This is a genomic window from Bifidobacterium pseudolongum subsp. globosum (assembly GCF_004155535.1).
GTDB classification, from domain to species: domain Bacteria; phylum Actinomycetota; class Actinomycetes; order Actinomycetales; family Bifidobacteriaceae; genus Bifidobacterium; species Bifidobacterium pseudolongum_C.
On sequence record NZ_RYUH01000010.1, the window covers coordinates 299,350 to 321,561 of the forward strand.

Consider the following 22,212-nt stretch of genomic DNA (forward strand, 5'->3'; position numbering starts at 1 on the left):
TACCGCTGCATACAGGGGGCTGTGGAGGCCGGCGCACATGAGAATCGAGCCGCTTCTCACATACATGCCTTATAATCGCAGAAGATTGCGGCTCGACGAGGGGCAGTGGGTGTGTTGCTCGCAGTGTTCCCGTGAGGCGCGACCGATGTCGACACGGAAAGGCGAACCTGTGGCTTCCCATAGCACAAAAGACACGCAGCAGACGAATCCGGGCTCGGCGGTGCCACGCCGCCCACGCCATAGCGCCATCGCCTACACCATCCGCCACCGCGCGCGCATGGTCATCGCATGCCTCATCGCCGGTGTACTCGTCTTTTGGGGCACAGTGGCCGCGGCCACGTGGTTCAATATCGACCACGCAGTGCAGGAGCGCCGCGTGGACTCACACTTCGAGCACCAGGAGTACCTCGATCCCAATGCCGGACAGCCGATCCGTTTCGTGCTGATCGGCCAGGATTCCCGAGACGCCGGCAATGCGGACATCGCCGGGGACGGCGCCGAGAACGCCGGTGTGCACAATGCCGACACGACGATGGTCGTCGAGATCGCCGCCGACCGCCAGTTCATCAACCTCGTCTCGATTCCGCGCGATTCGCTTGTGGACGTGCCGAGCTGCACCACGTCCCAAGGTACGATCCCCGCCCAGTACGGCGTGATGTTCAACTCGATTTTCAGCACCGCCTATGCTGTGGGCGGAGACCTGTCGTCCGCGGCGAGCTGCACGGTGAGCGCCATCAATTCCCTGACCGGCCTGGACATCTCCAACTTCATCGTCGTCGACTTCAAGGGCCTTGCCGACATGATCGACGCGATCGGCGGCGTGGACGTGTGCATCCCAGTGCATACCGTGGACGCCAATACGGACATGGACCTGTCGAAGGGCATGCACCACCTCGACGGCAAATCAGCCACCAACTACGCGCGCATGCGCTACGGCACCGGCACCGACGGTTCGGACATCATGCGCACCACGCGCCAGCAATACCTGATCAAATCGTTGTTCAACGAGGCGATCTCAAAGAACCTGTTCACGCAGACAAGCCAGCTCTACCAACTGGTGCGTGCTGCCATCAATTCGCTGAGCATCAGTGAGGGCATGGCCGACACCGCGGCGCTGGTGGGCCTGGCGATGAGCCTGCGCAACATGCCGCTCGACCATCTGTACATGCAGACCGTGCCCATCACCGAGGCGCCGACGGATCCGAACCGTGTGGTGTGGGCACCGGACGCGGACGAAGTATGGGCCAAGTTCCGTGAGGACAAACCGCTGTTCTCCACGAAGGACACCACACCATCCGACACCAACGAAGACGGCGGCGACACGGGCGCCTCGGCCACGCCGAGCGAGACCCCAAGCGCATCGCCAAGTGAGACGACCGGGCCTTCGCAGGAGGGCACCGACTCGCCAGCCGCGACGCCAGCCCCCACCGTCGACCCGCAGACCGGCCTGATCAAGCAGCCCGACGGCACACTCATCGATCCGGAGACAGGTGGCGTTGTGGATCCGGAGACCGGTGCAATCAAGGATCCCGATACCAACCAGTATGTGGGCATCGCCTACCAGTATCTCAACAACACCGTGTGCGCGGTGCCTGCCACCAAGCAGTAGCCAGCCGCTGCATCCCACCGATCGGGCATGCGCGAAGCATGCCATTGTTTCAGGAGGTCACCATGACGAACGATGAGGGGCACGGTCGTCCCGACACGCCGCCGAGCTTCGCGCCGAAGCCGCGCCGCAAAGCCACCGTTCAGGATGCGCAAGGCCAACCGGCGCCGCCGTCGTTCGCCCCCCATTCCCGCCGTTCATCATCGAGCACGCCCGCCACGCAGCCCGCCCCCGCCTCCATTCCGCCACGTGTGGCACGCGACCGGGCACCACGCGCCACTGCAGGCGCATCAAGCAATGCTGCAACGAACCAACACCCCCAACAGCCGGCTCGCTCGGCTACCACGGCGGCAGCGGTGACGACCAGACCATCAAACGCGCGTCCGCACACCACACACCATCGTGTGCGCAACGGCCTCATCGCCGCGCTTGTCATCGTGCTTGTCGCCGCGCTGTGCGCGGGGTTCGGCATCTGGAACTGGGTCAGCGGCAGCCTGCGCAAAGAGGACTGGCTCACCGGCAAAGCCGCGGGGCCGGCCACGACATGGCTCATCCTCGGATCCGATGAGCGCGACGGCACCACCGGCAGCGATGACACCCCTGGAAACCGCACCGACACGATCCTCATCCTCACCAAGCCGAAGCACGGCCCCAGCTCGCTCATTTCGGTGCCCCGCGATTCACTTGTGCAGGTGGATGACGTCCTGCTCAAGATCAACGCCGTAATGCAGATCTATGGCCGTCAGGAACTCGCCACACAGATCGAGGACATCACCGGCCAGAAGGTCGATCACGTGGCCAAGATCACCTTCGGTGGACTTACCGGCGTGGTCGACGCGCTCGGCGGCATCGAACTGTGCTACGACCAGGACGTGGACGATGAGCTTTCCGACCTGCATTGGAAGGCCGGCTGCCATGTCGTCGACGGACATACGGCGCTCGCGTTCTCGCGCATGCGCTATTCCGACCCCAAGGGCGACTTCGGGCGCGCCGAACGCCAACGTCAGGTGATCGGCGCCATCGCCAAGAAAGCGGCCTCCCCCGCCACACTGATGAATTTCGGCACTGTGCGCAAGGTCGGTGATGCGGCGCTGCAGGCGATCACCGTGGACGAGCGCACCAATCCCAAGACCCTGCTCGACATGCTGCTCGCGTTCCGTGACGCTTCGGGCTCGAACGGCATCACCGGCAGCCTCTATTGGAGCGATCCCAATTATTATGTGGACGGCGTGGGCTCCTGCGTGCTGCTCGACAATCCACGCAACCTCGAACTGTTCACCCAGCTCGCCGGCGGCACCCATGACCCCGGTGTGGTCGGCAGCGCGGCCGAACTGGGCTAGCCCGGAATACGCCACGCGCGAACAGCACCGACCGTCCGACCACATGCCCCCGCGCCGCTTGCGCCCTGCCGGCACCCCATGCACAGTGGGTGCATGAACAACACACAAGCCACCCACCGCACACGCACCACCGCATTGCGCATGTGCGCGTATATCGCCCCGTTGGTCGCACAATGCATCATGCTCGCCGCGCTGCTCGTGCGCCAGCAATGGCTGTTCGCCCTGATGATCGGTTCGGGATGTTGCGCCACCGCGGCCACGATGGTGCTGACGCTGCTGCAGTCACACCCCACGTCCTCCGACAGCGGGGTGGACGGCGCACACACGGCAACGCATGCTTCCGACACCATCAGCGAGGACATGGTCCGTGCATGCACCGGCACCACGCTTGAGCGTCTGCTCAACATGGCCGACGACGCCGTGCCATTCCGCACGATGTGCCACATGTGGGCCCGGACAGCATGCAGCACCCATCCGCCGGGCTGCACGGCGCGCATCGGCACCGACCCCTTTGGCGAGCCACTGACCATCGACTTGGAACGCCACGGCCCCCATGCGATTGTGGCGGGGACCACCGGATCGGGCAAATCGGTGCTGCTTCAGGACTGGTGCGTGGCCCTCGCCGCCACCCACCCCCCGCAGGCCCTGCAGTTCGTGCTCCTCGACTTCAAAGGCGGGTCGGCGATGGAACGCCTGTGCGCACTCCCCCATGTGCGCGGGTGCGTCAACGACCTCGACCTCAAATACGCCACGCGCGCTCTGCGTGCGCTCGAACGCGAACTCGACCGCCGGGAGCGGCTCGCCGCCGCACTCGGTGTGAGCGACCTCATGCACGCGGCGTGCCCGGTGGCCCGGCTCGTGATCGTGGTCGACGAATTCCACATGCTGCACGGACAGTTGCCCGACTACATCGACCGTTTGGTGCGCGTCGCGTCGTTGGGCCGTTCGCTGGGCATGCATCTGGTCGCCTGCACGCAGAATCCGCTGGGGCAGATCAGCGCATCGATGAAGGCGAATATGAGCCTGCGCATATGCCTGCGTGTCCGCGACACGCTGCAATCCCAGGAAATGATAGGCTCCGACGCGGCGGCCCATCTGAGCGCCGTGGCCCCCGGCATGGCGATCCTGATGGAAGACGACGAGCGGCGCGTCTTCCGGTGCGCGCACATCGAGGACATCGACGCGCTCATCAGGAACATCGCACGGTGCGCTCGCGTGCACGCCTGCACGGCGCCGCCCCCGCTGTTCACGGACGGGCTGCCCGACCATGTGAGTTCGCAGTCACTGCCCGACGCATGCGCGCCGGGTCATCTCCCGCTCGGCCTCGTCGATGACGGAGTAGCCGTCGCGCCGTTCGTCATCGACACGCGCACCGGTCCGCTCGCCGTGGTGGGCCAGCATGGGCGGGGCAAAAGCGCGCTGTTGCGCTGGATCGAGCAGGCGGCGCCGGCGTACGGCGTCACCGCGGTCTGTACCGACGACGCCGACGAACTGCTCGATCCGCTGTGCATGGATGCCCGGGCCGGCGCATTGCGTGCGCAGCTGCGTGATCCGCGCGCATTCACCGTCTTCGCGCTCTCCTCCACACGACGCCTGCGCATTCCCGAACATTGCACACGCCGGCTTATTCTGCCCTGCGGCGAACGTGCGGTCGATCTGGCCGACGGCATTCCCGCAGACCTGCTCAACACGATGGACGGTGAGGACATGCGCACACCCGGGCGGGCGGTCTATATCGACTCCGGTGTGGCACAGCTTGTGCAGCTCATGGCCGCCAGTTGATGCCAAAAAACGCGCAGCGGCACCTGAATTCCTTGGAAAACCCTTGAAAAACGGACGGGAATTGCTTAGCATAAGCAAGGTAGCCGTTCATAAGCATAGTAAGGAACACAATCCATATGAGCAGTGCATTCGACTGGCGCGCCAAGGCGGCGTGCCGCGACAAGGATCCAGAGCTGTTCTTTCCGGTAGGAAACACCGGCACCGCCTATCAGCAGATCGAAGAGGCCAAGGCCGTGTGCCGCACCTGCAAGGTCATTGACGCCTGCCTCAAATGCGCGCTGGACACCAATCAGGATTACGGTGTGTGGGGTGGCCTGAGCGAAGATGAGCGCCGCGCACTGAAGCGTCGCGCCATGCGCGCCCGCCGTTCCCAGTCGATGCAGATGCAGATCTGACGCACTCCACGCCTAGAGCATAATGCGGTGCCCCCAGCCACGGGATGTGGTTGGGGGCACCGCATTATATCCGGCGTACTGTGCGCTGTCATGCGGCGCGCAGCTTGATGTCGAGCAGCACGCGCGTGCCGCCCTCACGTGCCGGCTCCCATGTGACCGTGCCACCGAAATCATTCGTGACGAAGGTGTTGATGATCTGCGTGCCCAGCCCGGACCCGGATGTGCGCGCCATGCCGTCCTGCTCCTCGTGGTCGATGCCGTTGCCGTCGTCTTCCACACAGATGCTCAGATGGTTGCCTTCACGGCCCACCGAGACCACGATATGCCCTTCGGTGCGCCCCTCGTAGCCATGTTCGACGGCGTTGGTAATCAGCTCGGTGAGCACGAGCGAGAGCGGCGTGGCGTCCTGGGCGGGCATCATGCCGAATTTGCCAACGAAATCGATGGTGATGTGCTGTTCGCTCATCGACGCCAGATCGACGCTCATGCGCAGCAGATTCGCGATGACCTTGTCGAAATCCACCACTTCGTCGGCCGATTGACTCAGCCCCTCGTGCACCATCGCGATCGTCTGCACACGGCGCTGTGCCTCCTTGAGCTCCTTCTTCACTTCGTCCGATTTCGTTTTGCGCGCCTGCAGCCGCAGCAACGCCGACACCGCCTGCAGGTTGTTCTTCACGCGGTGGTGAATCTCGGAGATCGTGGCGTCCTTCGTCTGCAGCTCCACTTCGCGGCGGCGCAGCTCGGTCACGTCCCGGCACAGCACAATCGCACCGGTGCGCCCTCGGGCGTCCATGAGCGGCAGCGAGCGCATCGAGACCGCCGAACGGTTGGTGTCCATCTCGGTGTCCATCGCGGCTTTGCCCAGCAGGACGATCGGCAGCGATTCGGACACGGGGTCGTTTTCATGGATGAGCCCGGTGCCGATCTCGCCGAGGTTGCCGCCTTCCATCGTGTCGAGCATGCCCAGGCGCCTGAAGCAGCTGATGCCGTTGGGCGAGGCGTACTGCACGTCGCCGTCGACGGTGAGGATGATGAAGCCGTCCGCCACGCGCGCGTTGTGCCGCTGGTTGAGCACCGCGTCCTTGTAGGGGAACTGCCCGCGTGGAATCATCGTGAACAGCCGTTTGCCCGCGCTGATGCTCTCCGACTCATACCGGCCGTTCGATTCGCGCGTGGCCAGATTCGTCTCGCGCACCACAAGGCCCAACGTCTTGCCGTCATGGCGAATCGGCGCATAGACATTGCACACCGTGGAGCCGCCGATGTTGCGCAGGATCGATGAGCGGTAGACGCCTTCGCTGTGCATCGCCTCGGTGAGCTCCTCAGTGAACTCGGGGTCCATCGCGCATCCCACAAGGTCGTCGACACGCAGGCTCATCACCGTGGAGGGCCGGCATTGTTCGGCGATGACGAAACTGCCGTCGCCTTTTTGCAGTACGAGCAGCAGATCCGCGAAGCTCAGATCGGCGATGACCTGCCAATCGGCGACGAGATGATGCAGCCATTCACGGTCGGAATCGTCGAAATCCGGGCGTGTGGCGAGAATCTGTGAAAAATCAGCCATGCGCACCATCATAGCGGCCGGCACCGCCCCGATGAATGTCTGTCAACTAGTTACGCTAACGTAGCTTACGTTTGCGTAACTTCTAGTGATACGAGATGACATGGCCACTCAAGACAGGCAACACATCGAGGAGAAACGGGCGGCGGTCGTGGCCGCCCGGCAGGAGGCACTCGAGGCGAAGGCACACAATGTGCGCGCGAACGCGCAGGCGAAGGCGGACAAGGTGCGCCGCAAGGCCGAATGCAAGGCCAAGCACATCATCGCCAAAGGAGAGGCGAAAGCCGCCAAGCTCGAAGGCATTGTGCCGCAGGAAGTCGAGCGCAAAGTGCGTCTCGATGTGCACGGCAGGGAAAAGCCGCTGCTCCGCGGGTGGATGCATGCCGGTGCCACCCCCTTGGCTTTGGCGGCCGGCATTGTGCTGATCTGCATCGCCCACGGCACCGGGCTCAAATGGGCGTGCGCCGTATTCATGACGGCGTCGCTCATCCTGTTCGGCAATTCCGCCGCCTACCATCTGGGCGACTGGTCGCCCCGGGTGACCGACGTGTTGCGCCGTATCGACCATATGAACATCTTCCTGCTCATCGCCGGCACCTATACGCCGGTCGCCTTCGCCCTCGACGCCTTCTGGCGCAACACGATCATCATCGGCATGTGGAGTTGCACCCTCGTGGCATTGATCATCCATGTGGTGTGGATCAACGCGCCACGCTGGCTCTACGTGCTCGTCTACATCATCTTCGGCGTCTCCGGCGTCGCGTTCATGGGGCTGTTCTGGCGGTCGCCCGCAGCAGGTCCCGCCGTGGTCGTGCTGTTGCTGTCCGGCGGCGCCTGCTACATCGCGGGCGCCATCGTCTACGCGCTGCGCAAACCCGACCCGTGGCCGAAGGTCTTCGGGTTCCACGAGATCTTCCATCTGGGCACCATTGCCGGCTATGCATGCCATATGGTGGCCATCTACATCGTGATCGTCAGACTGGCCCAGTTGGCGCAGTGACGTCCGGTGCATATGGTTTGGCCCCGGTCCATCATGGTGACGATGGGCCGGGGCCAAACCATATGCACTAGGTGCGATGAGATCACTGCAGCGGCGTCGCCTTGGTGATCGTCACCGAGATCTCACGGCCATTGGGGGCCTTGTACGACACGGTGTCGCCCTCTTTCGCACCGAGGATGGCCGCGCCGATCGGCGACTCGGGGCTGATCACGTCGTAATCGGTGGCCACGGCGATGTCGCGCGATCCGAGCACATACACCATCTCACGGCCACCCATGTCGATGGTGACGATGGAGCCGTTGCCCACGGTGCCGGCGTCCGGCGCCTCCATGATCTTCGCATTGCGCAGTTTGACGATGAGCTCGTTGATGCGGCCCTCGTTCTTGCCCTGCTCCTCGCGGGCGGCCTGATAGCCGCCGTTCTCCGAGAGGTCACCTTCCGCACGGGCCGCGGCGATGCGCTGGGTGATCTCGTCGCGGTACTCGCCCTCGCGATACGTGAGCTCTTCCTTCAACTTGTCGTAGGCGTCCTGGGTCAGGAGCACGACCTTTTCTTCTTCGGCCATCATGGCCTCCTTTCGTACGCAGCCCACCCGCGCATCCTCCATGCGGGTGCGGCGCGTGCATGTGTCATCACATAAACAATCGAGCACCGGCCGTCGCCCGCCGGTACTCTCCGTCTTTCATTGCAATGCCAATCAGCGCGTGGCGATGATGTCGATGACGAACTCCAATGTGTCATCGGGGCCGATGCCGGCCTGCGGCACACCACGCGAGCCATAGCCATACTCAGGCGGAATCGACACGAGCAGACGGGAGCCCACATTGTGGCCCGGAACCGTCTGGTCCCATCCCTTGATCACCTGGCCGACGCCAATGCCGAAGCTCGCCGGCTGGTGACGTTCGAAGCTGGAGTCAAACGCCGTATCGTTGCCCCAGACCTGGCCGTGGTAGTTCACCGTGATGGTGTCGCCGCGGCGGACCATCGGGCCGTTGCCCTCTTCGAGTTCCACGACCTTGAGGCCCTTGGGGGCTTCACCTTCCGGGAACACGATGACAGGAAGGTCACCATATGCGCCCTGTACCTCAGGCATCTGCGTAGCCATGTTTCCTCCTTGCTGTTGACACAACGCATTTCAGCGTAGCACATCCGCGCCCGCCACGCGGCACGATGCGCGTTCAGCACTCCACCACGTTGAGCGCGAGACCGCCTTGCGAGGTCTCTTTGTATTTCGCCATCATGTCGTGCCCGGTCTGCCGCATGGTGGTGATGACCTGGTCGAGCGTGACGATGTGCGAACCATCGCCGAGCATCGCCATGCGCACCGCCCCGATCGCGGTATTGGCCGCGACCGCGTTGCGCTCGATGCAGGGAATCTGCACCAAACCGCCGATCGGATCGCATGTGAGTCCCAGATGGTGCTCCATGCCGATCTCCGCCGCATTCTCGATCTGCGCCGGTGAGCCGCCGACGACCGCACACAGGCCGGCCGCGGCCATCGAGCATGCCGATCCGACTTCGCCTTGGCAGCCGACCTCCGCGCCGGATATCGACGCATTGCGTTTGATGAGATATCCCACGGCCGCCGCCGTGAGCAGGAAGGTGCGTACGCCCGCCTCATCGGCGTCAGGCAGGAAATGCCAGTAGTACATGAGCGTGGCCGGCAAGACGCCCGACGCGCCGTTCGTCGGGGCGGTGACGATGCGCCCTCCCCCGGCGTTCTGCTCATTGACGGCGAGTGCGAACAGGTCGATCCACGCCGCTTCCGACGACTCCACATGCCGCAGGTTGCCCGAGGCGTGTTGGCTGAGCACGTCGCCCTTCGACCGCAGCCTCGTATAGACGCCCGGCGCGCGCCGGGGCACATCGAGGCCGCCGGGCAGCACGCGTTGTGTGCTTGTGCACCCTTCGTGGACACTGGCGCGCATCGCCGCCCACACGCGATCGAGGTGCGCGCGAATCGCGTCGGCGCCGTGGATCGCGCATTCATTGGCCCACACCACGTCGGCGATGCTCATGCCTTGCTCCGCGCATATGGCGAGGAGCTGTTTCGCAGTGGCGAACGGATACGGCCAGCCGTCGGTCTGCATCGTGGGGTCGGTTTCGCCGGCATCCACGCGCTGGGCGTCTTCCTGTGCCTCGACCGACCGGTCGTGCATCGAGACCACGGGGTCGGTGACGAGTCCGGGTTCGATGAACCCGCCGCCCACCGAATACCAGACCTGTTCGTAGACGGGGCGTCCTTGCGCATCGAAGGCCTCACAACGCATGCCGTTGGGGTGCGCGGCGAGGCGGTGCCAGACGTCGATGACCACATCATGGTTGTAATCGAAGGTGATCGTCCTCACTCCGGCGAGCCGTATGGTGCCGCGCTCATCGCAGATGCGGTGCATATCCGCAAGGTAATCGGTGTCCACGGTCTGCGGGTCGTTGCCTTCCAGACCAGCCACCGAAGCGCGGTCCGTGCCGTGCCCCAGCCCGGTGAGCGCAAGCGACCCATACAGTGTGACGCGCACGCGGTCCACCTCGTCAATCACACCATGTTGCACAAGCGCTTGCGCGAACCGCCGTGTGGCGAGCATCGGGCCGACGGTATGCGACGAACTCGGTCCCACACCGATGGAATACAAATCGAGGACGCTGAACATATACATGAATATATGTGCGCGTCCTCGTGGGTGCTAGATGCGTTACGCTCTCAGGCAACTGCGTGCATCATCGCGGTGAGCACATATCCCCCACCCACCGCGAGCAGCACGCTGACCACACCCAATGTAATCACCGCGGTGCGGTGTTTTGCAAGGCGCTCCCCCAACGTGAATGCGGCGAAAAACGAAGCCAGGCCGAGCACCGCGCCGTTGATCGCGGCGATGGTGGTATGGTCGGCGCTCACCGTGCCCATGCCGAGCCTGCCGCTGATCATGTTCATGATGCCCAGCACGACCCAGACCGTCCACACCCCGAAGCCGATGGCACCGGTCATGGCATAGACGACCGGCTGCAGCTTGCGCTTCATGCGGTAGGCGAAGGATTCGGCGCACCACAGCAGCGCGAAACCCACGACGTACGAGAACATCACGGCGAGCAGCATGGCCACAAGCGCCCACGGCAGGATCGGGAACACGCGGGGGGCGAAGCTCACGTACAGTGGCGAACACAGCAGCTCGCAGAAGCACAATGTACATGCCACGATGATCGCTTGGGCGAGCATGATCGGCACGCCGGATTCGCGGTGTGCTTCGATGGTCGAGCGGCGCCCGCCTTGCTTGGTGTGGTTGGTGGTCATCGGTATCCGTTCAGTCATTTCGCTCATGCCGGCCAGTGTATGGCCGAATTGTCATCTTGTGTTACGACGACATCACGGTATGTTGACATCGGTGCCCCCAGCGGGATTCGAACCCGCACGCCGAAGCGTTCGATTTTAAGTCGAATGCGTATACCAATTTCGCCATGGGGGCGGTGCCACCGCGTACGGCGCGCAACGGCACGTGGGTATTATGCCACACTACCGCCCGTGAAGCAATCGGTTCCCCAAATCGAGCACGAGCCCGTCGAGCAGACCATGCTCGCTCGCCACGAACGAGTCGATGCGCTGCCCATGGTCCGCCTGCGCGGCCTGTGACACGCGTTCGAGCACGCGGTTCCACACCAGCGCGCCCCCTCCCACAACATCGATGCGCCCCGGGTGGATCGTCTTGTACGCGCTGCGTTCCGCACGGGTCATGTGCAGGAAACGGTCGTCCACGGCGAACGCCGTGCCGAAGTCCATGCGCACGCCATCCACCGCGCGATGGTCGTATTCGGTCAGGCCCATCGCCAACGCCGTCATCGTCGTGACCGTGCCGGACACACCGATGATCGTGTGCGCACGGCCGGCCGGCACATGGGTGAACGCCTCGTCGATATGCGCGTCGATGTCGTCGACCGCCGCATCGATCTGCACCTGCGTGGGCGGGTCGTCGGTGAGATGGCGTTCCGTCATGCGCACCGACCCGATGTTCATCGAGAACGCCGCGTCCACGCGCGTGGCGGGAGAAGTCACACCGTCGCCGCCGAGCACGAGCTCAGTGGACCCGCCGCCCAAATCCACTACGAGGAACGGTGGCTCCAGATCGGTGCGCGCCGTCATGCTCGTGGCCGCGAGAAAACTCAGGTCCGCCTCCTCCACCCCGCTGATCACCTCGGGGCGCACACCGAGAATCGACTCGATTGTGTCTTCGAACTCCTGGCGGTTCTGTGCGTCGCGCGTGGCGGACGTGGCGACGAACCGCAGCGCCTGCACCGGATGCTCGTCGAGGATCCGCGCGAATTCGCGCGCCGCTGCATAGGTGCGTTCAAGCGCCTCTTCGGCGAAGCGGTGCGTACGGTCCACGCCCTCGCCCAAGCGCACGACACGCAGGGTGCGCGGCACGATGTCGTGCACACCGTGCGCGTCGACGCGGGCGATTTTCAGACGGATCGAGTTCGTACCGCAATCGATGCCGCCCACAACAACACTGGAATCGGATTGCGGCTCGGCGTTGGCAACATGGTCACTCATGATCTCTCCATACGGTATAGGGATGTGCGCGGGCGGCGGGTTAGTCGCGCTGCCCGGTGGTGATCGGCGCGCATGTGCACACGGCGGGGTCGAATTCGCCACGCAGACGGTCGAGCGCCATGTCCCCGATGGGATTGACACCCGGCCCCATGACGAGGCTCTGCGCGACGAGCGCGTGCAGGCATTTGACGCGTGTGGGCATGCCGCCGGCGCTGATGCCGTCGATATGCTCTTCACTGTCGCCGGTATGGAGGGCCAGCGCGTGGCGGAACGCCAGATACATGCGGTGGGCGCGCTCGTAGTGTTCACGCAGCTGCGGGTCCTGGGCCAACATCTCGTTGTATTCGCGCATCACCCCATCCGCTTCAAGGTGGGAGACGGCCTTGACTATCTCCGGGCCGGTCAGGTAACAGGTGGTGGGGAACGGGATCTTGCCGTCCACGAGCGGCCTGGTGACCACGGCGAGCGGGCATCCGTTCGCGCAGCGCGCCCCCACCGCCATCATGCCACGCGGATAGCGGCCCAGCTGTTCCTGCACGACCGCCACATCGTGGTCGGTCGCCGGGTGCTCCAGAATGCGGTCCAGCATGGTCTGGGCATCGTTCATTTCGGCGGCGTCGAATTGCGTCATCCGTTCCTCATTCTTTCTTGCAAACTACATCACACGTACTGCATCGGTCTGCCAGTCATTGCGCGGAAGAACCGTCGCCTTGCGCGGGGGCTTCGGTCTCATGGTCACCCGGGCCTGTCGACTGGTCACCTGACGATGCACCGCCGTCGTCCGTCTTCGCATTGCGTCGGTCGGCGTCGGATTGGCCGAACGCGTACGCGAGCTCGCTGTACCACGGCAGTTTCGAATCATTCGACGTGCTGGCGTCATTGGGCTGGGGCGTATGTTGCGCCCCACCGGTCACCGCTTCCGGGTGCTCCACGCGAATCGCCTGCTCGCCCGGGAACACATACCCGAGCCGCTCACGCGCCTGTGCGGTGACATATGCATCGTCGTTCCACCGCTCGATGTTGTTCTCGAGTTCCTGTTTCTGCGCCACCAACGCGGATTCCTGCTTTTTCAGCGCATTGAGTTCCGAAAGGTTGAGCGCATAGGTGTGGAACGTGGAGATGAGTTGGATCAGGCCGAGCGCGATGATGAACAGCGCCACGAAAAACGCGATGGGCCCGGCTCCCGAGGCGCGTTCGGGCTTGCGCTGCTGCGGCTTCGATGCTGTGGTCTTGGTGCGTGCGCTCATGGATACGACGCTACCCGCCGCGTTCGACGAGCGAACGGCGACGGGTAGCGGTGAACCAAGGCACTGGATGATCAATGCGGTGCGTCATGCCTGTGCGTGGCGCACCACCCGCGATCACATGTACTTCTTGCAGGCCTTGAACGCGCTGTAGCCGGCGTACTGCGCGGTCGAGCCGAGCTCTTCCTCGATCTCGAGCAGGCGGTTGTACTTGGCGATGCGCTCGCCACGGGCCGGGGCGCCGGTCTTGATCTGGCCGGTGTTCTTGGCCACGGCGAGATCGGAGATCGTGGTGTCCGGGGTCTCACCGGAGCGGTGCGACACCATCGAGGTGAAACCGTTCTTCGTGGCCAGCTCGATCGCATCGAGGGTCTCGGAGACGGTGCCGATCTGGTTGAGCTTGACGAGCAGCGAGTTGCCGGCGCCCATGTCGATGCCCTTCTTCAGGCGCACCGGGTTGGTGACGAAGAGGTCGTCGCCGACGAACTGCAGGCGGTCGCCGAGGGCCTTGGTGATCTTGGCCCAGTCTTCCCAGCCTTCTTCCTGGAACGGATCCTCGATGGAGACGATCGGGAACTCGTCCACGAGCTTCTCGTAGAAGTCGAGCATGTAGGCCGCGTCGCGGTCCTCGCCGTCGAAGTGGTAGGTGCCGTTGTCCTTGTTGTAGAACTCGGAGGAAGCCACGTCGAGGGCGATGCCGATCTGCTTGCCCGGCTCGTAGCCGGCGGCCGAGATGGCGTCCATGATGTACTTGAGGGAATCCTCGTTGGTCTTCATCTTCGGGGCGAAGCCGCCCTCATCGCCGAGGCCGGTGGCCAGGCCCTGCTTCTTGAGCACGTTCTTGAGGGTGTGGTACACCTCGACGCCGGCCTGGAGAGCCTCGCTGTAGGTCTCGAAGCCGTACGGGGAGATCATGTACTCCTGGATGTCGGTGGCGAAGTCGGCATGTGCGCCGCCGTTCATGATGTTCATGTTCGGGACCGGCAGGACGTGGCCGTTGGTGCCGCCGATGTAGCGGTACAGCGGCAGCTCGGCGCTCTCGGCCGCGGCGTACATGGCCGCGAGCGAGACGCCCAGGATGGCGTTGGCGCCCAGACGGCCCTTGTTCGGGGTGCCGTCAAGGTCGATCATGAGGTCGTCGAGTGCGCGCTGGTCGGTGGCGTCCATGCCGATGACCTTCGGGGCGATCTCCTCATTGACGGCCTTCACCGCGTTGAGGACACCCTTGCCCATATAAACGGACTTGTCGCCGTCGCGGCGCTCCCAAGCCTCGGCCTCACCGGTGGAGGCGCCGGAGGGGACCAGGCCGATGCCGCGGGCGCCGTCCTCGGTGTCGAGGACGACCTCAACGGTCGGGTTGCCACGGGAATCAAGAATCTGGCGTGCGTACACGCTTTCAATTGCTGCCACAACTACTCCTTATGTGTACGGGTTGTGATGACATCTGCAAGAGTAATGCCGTTGTTGGACGATTCGCAACTTCCCGTCGGCGAAAACTGTGAGCGCTCCCAGTCCGGCGCGGCCGCCGCGCGTCCCATGGGCGGCGCCGGCGCACGGGAGCCCGAAACCATACGGATCACCCCCGGTTGTCCAACGGTTCTGGCAACAATGGACGCCGACACGGGGTGCCCGGGCCATGATCTCAAACATGTGCTGGACCTCCCCGCCGCGGTATGACGCGACGGGCGGGAAAGCGGATCGGCTGGGCTGAGATCACACTCGTCGAACCTGAAATAGGCAATGCTATCGAAGGGAATGTCATGTCCGTCCCAGAGCAGATCGGCGCCGTCACGTCCAGTGCGCTGTCGTCGACGTCCGCATCATCCTCATCAGCCGCATCGTCGGCGACCCCTGCGTCGTGCGCCGCGCCCCGCTGGGTCCGGCGCACGGCGAGCATCGGCGCCGCATGGGCGTCCACGCTTGCATTGTTCGCGTTGTGGGCGCTGTGCACGCGCTCGGCGCCCGACACGCGCGCGCTGCCCTCCCCCGGCGAGGTCGCCGCCGCGTTCGTGGCCCTGCGCGACGAGGGCGTGCTGTGGCCGTCGGTGCGCGTCAGCGTGCTGCGCGTGCTCGCCGGCCTCGCCGTCGGCGTGGCGCTCGCCGTGCCGGCCGGCGTCGTCTCGGGCGCGAGCCGCATCGGCGGGGCGATCATCGACAAGCCGGTCCATATGCTGCGCGCGATTCCGTTCCCGGCGCTCGCGCCGCTGCTCATCGTCATGCTCGGCATCGGCGAGGCGATGAAGGTTACGCTGATCGCGGTCGGCGCGTTCGCGCTCGTCTACGTCAATGTGCGCGACGGCGTGCGCGCGATCGACCCGGGGCTAATCGAACTCGCACGCGCCTACCGGATGCCGCAGCATGTCGTCTTCACGAAGATCCTGCTGCGCGGCGTGCTGCCGCAGTTCATGACCGGACTGCGCTTCGCGATCACCGTCTCGTGGATCGCGCTCGTCACCTGCGAGACCGTGAACTCGTCGGTCGGCATCGGCTATCTGCTCACACGCTCCCAGCAGTTCTTCCGCACCGACCAAATGGTGCTGTGCATCGTGCTGTACGCGGCACTGGGCCTGCTCAGCGAGTGGATCGTCGGGGTGCTCGAGCGCCTGCTGCGCACGCGCGGCTGACGTCCCGCTCCCTTCATCCGGTTTTCCGGCAGGCACCGCCTTGTCTCAGGACCACCACATTCAACCATCGAAACCGGCCGCGGCACGACCATGCGGTCATGCGGCCACGCCCCGAAGGAGGCACCATGTCATCCACATCCCACTCCCACCACCGTCCGCGCCGTCTGCTCGCCGCCATCTGCGCCGCCGCGCTGCTCGCCGGCGCCGCGGCATGCGGCACATCGGCACAGGCGGGCGACGACGCCACGATGCGCGTCGCCTACCTGTCCACGGCGAACTACCTGACGACGGTGCGCGACGAACCCTTCCTCGACGAGACGATGGGCTCGACGAATGTCGACTTCACCGGTCCGTACAATCCGACCGACGCCTATGCCGCCGTCCTGTCCGGCAACGCCGACGCGACGAGCACCGGCACCGGGTCGTTCATCAAATTCCTTGCACAGGGACAGCCGTGGACCGCCTTCGCGATCGAATACTACGACGGCGACTCGCAGGGCATCGTCGCCGCGCCCGGCTCAGGCGTCGAATCGCTCGATGACCTTGCGGGCAAGAAGGTCGCGATCATCAAGCGCGGCGGCACCGGCGACTACGTGCTGCACAAGGCCCTCGAAGGCAGCAGTGTGGGCGTCGACGACGTCGACGTCGTCGAGATGAGCCCGAGCAACTTCCAGGCGGCCTTCACCTCCGGGCAGATCGACGCGCTGTCGTCGTTCGACCAGAACCTCGCGGCCGCGATGGCCACGCCGGGCGCGAAGCTGCTCGTCAACGGCAAGGACTACGACAACCACAACGTCTCGATCCACATCGTCTCGCGCGACTTCGCGACGAAGCACCCCGAAGCCGTCAAGGCGATGTACCGGGCTCTCGTCAAGGAATCCGAGGCCGCGGCGAAGCGCCCCGCGATCATCACCGACGCCTACCGGCAGTTCGGTGCCTCGGACGAGGTCGCTGACCAGGTCTCGCACTTCGACGTGCCGAAGATCCTGCCGATCGACGCCGACGGACGCGCGATGCTCGAAGCGCAGGCCAAGGAGTACGTGGACTTCGGCTTCATCGACGAGATGCCCGACATCAAGGCCGCGACGATGGACTGCGGCGCATGAGCGGCGACGTCGCGCGCACCGTCGCGCTCGATGGCGTGTGCAAGGCCTTCGACGGGCGCGACGTGCTCGCCGACGTGGACCTGCACGTCGACGCCGGCGAGACCGTCGCGCTGATCGGGCGCTCCGGTTGCGGCAAGTCGACGCTGCTGCGCATCGTCGCCGGGCTGCTCGACGCCGACCGCGGCCGGGTACGCACCACAGGCCGCGTCGCCTTCGGCTTCCAGGACGCGCGTCTCGTGCCCTGGCTGCGCGTCTGGGACAACGTGACGCTCGGCATGGAGGCGCACGCCGGACGCATGACGCGCCGCGCGCGCAGGGAAGCCGCCGCCTGCGCGCTTGCCCAGGTGCAGCTGGCCGACGCCGCCGACAAACTGCCCGCTCAGCTTTCGGGCGGCCAGCGGCAACGCGTCTCGCTCGCCAGGGCGCTGACGCGCCGGCCGCAGCTGCTGCTGCTCGACGAGCCCTTCGGCGCGCTCGACGCGCTCACCAGGCTCGACATGCAGGATCTGCTCGCCGGGCTGCGCGCGCAGCTCGGCTTCGCGACGGTGCTCGTCACCCATGACATCGCCGAGGCGGTGCGGCTCGCCGACCGCATCCTCGTGCTCGCCGACGGCCGCATCCGCGACGAGGTGTGCGCCGACCGCTCGAGGCTCGACGCACAGGGACGGCCGCCCGACCATGCGGCGCTCGAGGGGCGGCTGCACCATGCACTGCGCGGATGACGCGGCAAGCACATGTGATGCGGATATGCGTGGGGCCCGAGGGGAGATTCCCCCGGGCCCCACGCCGTCGTCCGGCGGCCGTCTGCGCGGCCCCGCGGGAACCGGCGTTCAGGAGCGCGGCTTCGGCGTCCACGCGAGGTCGTCAAGCAGCTGTCCCACCCACCGGATGACGCCGTCGGAGTCCATCGGCCCCGACCCGAGCGAGCCAGCGAACGGCGTGGGAATCGTGTAGGTCTCGGTGAGCGGACGGTACTGCGCCCCCTTGTAGATGCGTTCCATGCGCATGCGCACCGATTCGGGCGGGTCGATCTTGCCCACGCGCAGCTTGCGCCCCTGCCCCACGATCTCGGTGATGCCCAGATCACGGGCCCGGGCGCGCAGGCGCGCGATGTCGAAGAGCGACGTGAACACCGCGGGCGGCTCGCCATAGCGGTCGGTGAGCTCTTCGCGCAGCTCCTCGAGGTCCTCGTCGGTGCGCGCCTCGGCGAGCTTGCGGTACGCCTCGAGCCTGAGCTTGTCGGAATCGATGTAGTCGACGGGGATCGACGCTTCCACCGGCAGGTCGATCGTGACCGCGACCGGTTCCACGCGCTCGGGTTCCTTGTATTCCTCGATCGCGTTCGTCACCATGCGCACATACAGGTCGAACCCGACGCCCTCGATGTGCCCGCTTTGCTCATCGCCCAGCAGGTTGCCGGTGCCGCGCAACTCAAGGTCCTTCATCGCCACGTCGAATCCGGAGCCGAGCGCGGTATGCTGGGCGATTGTGACGAGGCGCTCGTGCGACTGCTCGGTCATCGGCTTGCTCGGGTCGTACAGGAAATACGCGTAGGCGCGGTCATGGCCGCGGCCGACGCGCCCACGCAGCTGGTGGAGCTGGCTGAGGCCGAATTTGCCCGCGTTGTCGACGATCAGTGTGTTGGCGTTCGAGATATCGAGGCCGGTCTCCACGATCGTGGTGCACAACAGCACGTCGATGTCGCGGTGCCAGAAGTCGCGGATGATCTGGTCGAGCTGCTTGCGCCCCATCTTGCCGTGGGCGATCCCGATGCGCGCCTCCGGCACGAGTTCGCGCAATCGCGCCGCCTTCTGGTCGATGTCCTGCACGCGGTTGTGGATGTAGAACACCTGGCCGCCACGCAACAACTCACGGCGCACCGCCGCGGTCACCTGCGCGTCTTCATACGCACCGACGTACGTAAGCACCGGCAGGCGGTCCTCAGGCGGCGTGGCGAGCGTCGACATCTCACGGATGCCCGTCACTGCCATTTCAAGCGTGCGCGGAATCGGCGTGGCCGACAGGCTGAGCACGTCGACATTGGTGCGGATGGCCTTGAGCGTCTCTTTGGCCTCCACACCGAACCGCTGCTCCTCGTCGATGATGACGAGGCCCAAGTCCTTGAACTTGACCTTGGGGTTGAGCAGTTTGTGCGTGCCGATGACCACATCGACCGTGCCGTCCTCAAGCCCCTTGAGCGTCTCGTTGATCTCTTTGGTGCTCTGGAAACGGCTCATCGCCGCCACCTTGACCGGGAACCCCTCGAAGCGTTCGCTGAAGGTCTCGAAATGCTGCTGCACGAGCAGGGTCGTCGGCACGAGCACGGCGACCTGCTTGGCGTCCTGCACCGCTTTGAACGCCGCGCGCAACGCGATTTCGGTCTTGCCGAACCCCACGTCGCCGCAAATGAGCCGGTCCATCGGAATCGGCTTTTCCATGTCGGCCTTCACGTCGTCTATCGTGGTGAGCTGGTCGGCGGTCTCCTGGTACGGGAACGCGTCTTCGAGCTCTTTCTGCCACGGCGTGTCTTTGCTGAAGGCGAACCCCTTCGACTGCTGTCGCGCCGCATACAGCTTGATGAGGTTCTGCGCGATCTCGTGGACGTGTTTCTTCGCCTTGGCCTTCGTCTGCGCCCAGTCCGACCCGCCGAGCTTGTTGAGCTTGGGAATCTCGGCACCGATGTATTTGCTCACCTGGTCGAGCTGGTCGGTCGGGATGAACAGTTTGTCCGGCGGCGCGTTGCGTTTGCTCGGCGCGTATTCGATGACGAGGTATTCACGCGTCGACTGGTTGCGGCCCGTGCCGGTGGTGCGCTGGCGCATCTCGACGAACCGGCCGACGCCGTGCTGCTCGTGCACCACGAAGTCCCCCGGCTTGAGTTCCATGAGGTCGATTGACTTATGGCGTTTGCGCGGGGTGCGCGACGCTCCCGCCGCGCTCGCACGGCCCGTCACATCGCGCTCGGTGAGCAACGCGACCTTGGCGGCGGTGTCGATGAACCCGTCCTGCGCCTGCGAGCGCACGCAGGCGAACCGGGTGACGCCGATGCCGTGCAGCATGCGCTTGAGGCGCTGCAGCGTGCCATGCGCGGCGGCGGTGAGGGTCAGCTCATACCCACTGTCAAGCAGTTCGCGCAAGCCCTGCTCCGCTTTCGTCTCGCTGCCACGGAAGTCGACCGGCGTCTGCGCGGCGATCTGCACATGGCCGGGCTGTGCGGTGTCCACGGTGAATCCGCTGACCTGCCACACTTCGCGCTCGCTGTACATGAGCTGGGCGACGGCCTCCTGGTAGTTGAGGAAGTTCGCTTGGTCGAAGGTGATCGGCGCGCCCGAACCGTGGCCGGACGCGGCGACGCTCCAGCTGGTCGCGAGGAACTCGTTCGCGGTCTTCTCGAGGTCGTCGACCGCGCGGCGCAGTTTCTCGGGGTCGCTGAGCATGACGACACTGCCGCGGGGCAGCATCGACGAGACCGGCTGCATCTCGTCGATGAGCGCGGGGATGAGCGATTCCATGCCTTCGACGGGTATGCCCTGCGCAATGGATTCGAGCATGTCGTCGGCATTGGGAATGGAGCCGACAAGCGAGCGTGCACGGTCTCGGATCTCGTCCGTCAGCTGCACTTCGCGGCACGGTGTGGCCCAGATCGAGTCGATCTCGTCGCCGTAGGTGCGCTGGTCGGAGGCGTGGAACTGGCGTATCGAGTCAATCTCGTCGCCGAAGAACTCGATGCGCACAGGGTGCGGCGCCGTCGGCGGGAAGACGTCGATGAGGCCGCCGCGCACCGCGAACTCGCCGCGGTCCATGACCAGGTCGACGCGCGTATAGGCGTTGCGCACGAGCTGCTGTGCTGCGGTGTCGAGCGGCATCTCCCCGCCGCGTGTGAAGACAAGCGGTGCGACGTCGCCGATGCCGGCGACGACCGGCTGGATGAGTGAGCGCACAGGCATGATGAGGATGCGGATGGGTCCGAACATGGCACTGCCCTGCTGCGGGTGGCACAGGCGGCGGAACACTTCCATGCGGTTGGCCACGGTGTCCGCGCGCGGCGAAAGACGCTCGTGGGGCAGCGTCTCCCACGACTGCAGTTGGACGACCGACGCGGGGTCGCCGCGGTACCATGAGCGGATGTCTTCGACGAGCTCCTCCGCCTCACGCCCGGAGGGGACGATCACAACGACGGGCGCGCGTTCGGCGGTGGCGGCGGCGAGCGCCGGGCGTATGCCTTGCGGCGCGCCGATGAGCAGGCTTGGGTCAGTTGCGTCGTCGGGCGTTTCGATCTCGCCGTGCACGAGCGCCGCGAATTGCGGGTCGCGGGCGAGCGCCTCGCGCACGTCGCCGAGGGAGCCCGCAATGAGCTCGTCTTCCGGGGTGCGGGTGTCTCGATCAGCGGGCATTGAACGTGGCCTGCGCTTTCGTCAATCCATCGAACACGATCGATTCGGCGGCGTCGGCGCCGTCGGCGAGGAATTCGGGCAGCTGCTTGCGCTGGGCGGCGTTGAATTCGCCGAGCACCCAGTTGATCGTGTTGTCGTGCGCATCGCCCGAGCGGCTCGCATGCCCGACTCCCATGCGCACACGCGCATAGTCGGGGGTGTGCAGGCAGCGGTCGATGGATTTGATGCCATTGTGGCCGCCCGCCGAACCGCCCGACTTGAGTTTGATGCGGCCGAACTCGAGGTCCATGTCGTCGTGGATGACGATGATATGGTCGGTGTTGATGCGGTAATAGTCGCGAATCGAGGCGACGGCGTTGCCTGAATCGTTCATGTAGGTCAGCGGCTTGCACAGGAACATCTTGACGTTGCTCCCATTGAGCGCCATGACGCCTTTGCCCAGATCGGCCAGCCCCTTGTGGTTGGCGAAGTGCACGCTCCAGCGTTGGGCGAGCTCGTTGACGGTCATGAAGCCGATGTTATGGCGTGTGCCACGGTATTTCGCCCCGGGGTTGCCCAGACCGACGATGAGCCAGTAATCGGAAGCCATGTCATCCTCTTTTCGTGTGCTGTGGGGC

At 65.1% G+C, this 22,212-nt stretch carries 19 protein-coding genes and 1 tRNA gene; 8 read left to right on the forward strand and 12 right to left on the reverse strand.

The window, feature by feature from the left end; all coding sequences use genetic code 11:
* Nucleotides 1-169 precede the first annotated feature (169 nt).
* From PG2093B_RS05500 to PG2093B_RS05515, 4 genes are all read left to right on the forward strand, one after another.
* Complete coding sequence (locus PG2093B_RS05500; RefSeq protein ID WP_347379605.1) at nt 170-1,609, forward strand: LCP family protein; 1,440 nt, start codon at nt 170-172, stop codon at nt 1,607-1,609.
* Between the two features lie 62 nt (nt 1,610-1,671).
* Nucleotides 1,672-2,946: an LCP family protein gene (locus PG2093B_RS05505; protein ID WP_165369717.1), complete on the forward strand. Its 1,275-nt coding sequence runs from the start codon at nt 1,672-1,674 to the stop codon at nt 2,944-2,946.
* A 93-nt stretch (nt 2,947-3,039) separates the two neighbouring features.
* Nucleotides 3,040-4,728, forward strand: coding sequence for an FtsK/SpoIIIE domain-containing protein (locus tag PG2093B_RS05510; RefSeq protein WP_165369718.1), 1,689 nt, complete (start codon nt 3,040-3,042; stop codon nt 4,726-4,728).
* Between the two features lie 116 nt (nt 4,729-4,844).
* Entirely contained in the window at nt 4,845-5,123 is a 279-nt protein-coding gene (locus PG2093B_RS05515) for a WhiB family transcriptional regulator (protein WP_022858608.1), read from the forward strand.
* 88 nt (nt 5,124-5,211) lie between these two features.
* Here the strand turns inward: PG2093B_RS05515 and PG2093B_RS05520 are convergent, their stop codons facing one another.
* Nucleotides 5,212-6,690, reverse strand: a complete 1,479-nt coding sequence (locus PG2093B_RS05520; RefSeq protein ID WP_129897629.1) for a sensor histidine kinase — start codon at nt 6,688-6,690, stop codon at nt 5,212-5,214.
* 100 nt (nt 6,691-6,790) lie between these two features.
* On the opposite strand from PG2093B_RS05520, the gene trhA reads away from it, so the two are divergent.
* On the forward strand, nt 6,791-7,687 hold the full coding sequence (gene trhA / locus PG2093B_RS05525) for a PAQR family membrane homeostasis protein TrhA (protein ID WP_129897630.1): 897 nt from the start codon (nt 6,791-6,793) through the stop codon (nt 7,685-7,687).
* A gap of 82 nt (nt 7,688-7,769) precedes the next feature.
* On the opposite strand, the gene PG2093B_RS05530 is transcribed toward trhA, so the two are convergent.
* The 9 genes from PG2093B_RS05530 to eno form a co-directional block, all read right to left on the reverse strand.
* Nucleotides 7,770-8,252: a GreA/GreB family elongation factor gene (locus tag PG2093B_RS05530; protein ID WP_026648042.1), complete on the reverse strand. Its 483-nt coding sequence runs from the start codon at nt 8,250-8,252 to the stop codon at nt 7,770-7,772.
* Nucleotides 8,253-8,384: 132 nt separating this feature from the next.
* Complete coding sequence (locus PG2093B_RS05535) at nt 8,385-8,792, reverse strand: FKBP-type peptidyl-prolyl cis-trans isomerase (protein ID WP_129897631.1); 408 nt, start codon at nt 8,790-8,792, stop codon at nt 8,385-8,387.
* A gap of 73 nt (nt 8,793-8,865) precedes the next feature.
* Nucleotides 8,866-10,335: an L-serine ammonia-lyase gene (locus tag PG2093B_RS05540; protein ID WP_129897632.1), complete on the reverse strand. Its 1,470-nt coding sequence runs from the start codon at nt 10,333-10,335 to the stop codon at nt 8,866-8,868.
* A gap of 50 nt (nt 10,336-10,385) precedes the next feature.
* A complete protein-coding gene (locus PG2093B_RS05545) occupies nt 10,386-11,000 on the reverse strand; it encodes a cadmium transporter (RefSeq protein WP_242502831.1) in 615 nt (204 codons plus the stop codon).
* Nucleotides 11,001-11,065: 65 nt separating this feature from the next.
* A tRNA-Leu gene (locus PG2093B_RS05550) sits at nt 11,066-11,145 on the reverse strand.
* Between the two features lie 47 nt (nt 11,146-11,192).
* Nucleotides 11,193-12,227, reverse strand: a complete 1,035-nt coding sequence (locus tag PG2093B_RS05555; protein ID WP_129897633.1) for a Ppx/GppA phosphatase family protein — start codon at nt 12,225-12,227, stop codon at nt 11,193-11,195.
* Between the two features lie 40 nt (nt 12,228-12,267).
* Nucleotides 12,268-12,858: a DUF501 domain-containing protein gene (locus tag PG2093B_RS05560; protein ID WP_129897634.1), complete on the reverse strand. Its 591-nt coding sequence runs from the start codon at nt 12,856-12,858 to the stop codon at nt 12,268-12,270.
* A gap of 55 nt (nt 12,859-12,913) precedes the next feature.
* Complete coding sequence (locus tag PG2093B_RS05565; RefSeq protein ID WP_129897635.1) at nt 12,914-13,474, reverse strand: FtsB family cell division protein; 561 nt, start codon at nt 13,472-13,474, stop codon at nt 12,914-12,916.
* A 114-nt stretch (nt 13,475-13,588) separates the two neighbouring features.
* Nucleotides 13,589-14,881: a phosphopyruvate hydratase gene (eno, locus tag PG2093B_RS05570; protein ID WP_129897636.1), complete on the reverse strand. Its 1,293-nt coding sequence runs from the start codon at nt 14,879-14,881 to the stop codon at nt 13,589-13,591.
* A gap of 350 nt (nt 14,882-15,231) precedes the next feature.
* On the opposite strand from eno, the gene PG2093B_RS05575 reads away from it, so the two are divergent.
* The 3 genes from PG2093B_RS05575 to PG2093B_RS05585 all read left to right on the forward strand — a co-directional run bounded on the left by PG2093B_RS05575 (nt 15,232) and on the right by PG2093B_RS05585 (nt 17,923).
* The gene (locus PG2093B_RS05575) at nt 15,232-16,095 is read left to right on the forward strand and encodes an ABC transporter permease (RefSeq protein WP_129897637.1); all 864 of its coding nucleotides are present in this window, start codon (nt 15,232-15,234) and stop codon (nt 16,093-16,095) included.
* A gap of 125 nt (nt 16,096-16,220) precedes the next feature.
* Nucleotides 16,221-17,201, forward strand: a complete 981-nt coding sequence (locus PG2093B_RS05580) for an ABC transporter substrate-binding protein (protein ID WP_129897638.1) — start codon at nt 16,221-16,223, stop codon at nt 17,199-17,201.
* Entirely contained in the window at nt 17,198-17,923 is a 726-nt protein-coding gene (locus PG2093B_RS05585) for an ABC transporter ATP-binding protein (protein ID WP_129897639.1), read from the forward strand. Before PG2093B_RS05580 ends, PG2093B_RS05585 begins: the two co-directional genes overlap by 4 nt.
* A gap of 108 nt (nt 17,924-18,031) precedes the next feature.
* Here the strand turns inward: PG2093B_RS05585 and mfd are convergent, their stop codons facing one another.
* Together mfd and pth are read right to left on the reverse strand one after the other, a co-directional pair.
* On the reverse strand, nt 18,032-21,595 hold the full coding sequence (gene mfd / locus PG2093B_RS05590) for a transcription-repair coupling factor (protein ID WP_129897640.1): 3,564 nt from the start codon (nt 21,593-21,595) through the stop codon (nt 18,032-18,034).
* Nucleotides 21,585-22,184, reverse strand: coding sequence for an aminoacyl-tRNA hydrolase (gene pth / locus PG2093B_RS05595; protein ID WP_129897641.1), 600 nt, complete (start codon nt 22,182-22,184; stop codon nt 21,585-21,587). The genes mfd and pth overlap by 11 nt, the downstream gene beginning before the upstream one ends.
* Between the last annotated feature and the right edge of the window lie 28 nt (nt 22,185-22,212).

Coding starts and splice junctions, on each gene's coding strand:
- PG2093B_RS05585 (WP_129897639.1), top strand. CDS start 17,198: ATGAGCGGCGACGTCGCGCGCACCGTCGCGCTCGATGGCGTGTGCAAG.
- PG2093B_RS05560 (WP_129897634.1), bottom strand. CDS start 12,858: ATGACGCAATTCGACGCCGCCGAAATGAACGATGCCCAGACCATGCTG.
- PG2093B_RS05505 (WP_165369717.1), top strand. CDS start 1,672: ATGACGAACGATGAGGGGCACGGTCGTCCCGACACGCCGCCGAGCTTC.
- PG2093B_RS05555 (WP_129897633.1), bottom strand. CDS start 12,227: ATGAGTGACCATGTTGCCAACGCCGAGCCGCAATCCGATTCCAGTGTT.
- PG2093B_RS05545 (WP_242502831.1), bottom strand. CDS start 11,000: ATGAGCGAAATGACTGAACGGATACCGATGACCACCAACCACACCAAG.
- PG2093B_RS05575 (WP_129897637.1), top strand. CDS start 15,232: ATGTCCGTCCCAGAGCAGATCGGCGCCGTCACGTCCAGTGCGCTGTCG.
- mfd (WP_129897640.1), bottom strand. CDS start 21,595: ATGCCCGCTGATCGAGACACCCGCACCCCGGAAGACGAGCTCATTGCG.
- PG2093B_RS05535 (WP_129897631.1), bottom strand. CDS start 8,792: ATGGCTACGCAGATGCCTGAGGTACAGGGCGCATATGGTGACCTTCCT.
- PG2093B_RS05530 (WP_026648042.1), bottom strand. CDS start 8,252: ATGGCCGAAGAAGAAAAGGTCGTGCTCCTGACCCAGGACGCCTACGAC.
- PG2093B_RS05510 (WP_165369718.1), top strand. CDS start 3,040: ATGAACAACACACAAGCCACCCACCGCACACGCACCACCGCATTGCGC.
- PG2093B_RS05580 (WP_129897638.1), top strand. CDS start 16,221: ATGTCATCCACATCCCACTCCCACCACCGTCCGCGCCGTCTGCTCGCC.
- PG2093B_RS05565 (WP_129897635.1), bottom strand. CDS start 13,474: ATGAGCGCACGCACCAAGACCACAGCATCGAAGCCGCAGCAGCGCAAG.
- PG2093B_RS05520 (WP_129897629.1), bottom strand. CDS start 6,690: ATGGCTGATTTTTCACAGATTCTCGCCACACGCCCGGATTTCGACGAT.
- PG2093B_RS05515 (WP_022858608.1), top strand. CDS start 4,845: ATGAGCAGTGCATTCGACTGGCGCGCCAAGGCGGCGTGCCGCGACAAG.
- PG2093B_RS05540 (WP_129897632.1), bottom strand. CDS start 10,335: ATGTTCAGCGTCCTCGATTTGTATTCCATCGGTGTGGGACCGAGTTCG.
- trhA (WP_129897630.1), top strand. CDS start 6,791: ATGGCCACTCAAGACAGGCAACACATCGAGGAGAAACGGGCGGCGGTC.
- pth (WP_129897641.1), bottom strand. CDS start 22,184: ATGGCTTCCGATTACTGGCTCATCGTCGGTCTGGGCAACCCCGGGGCG.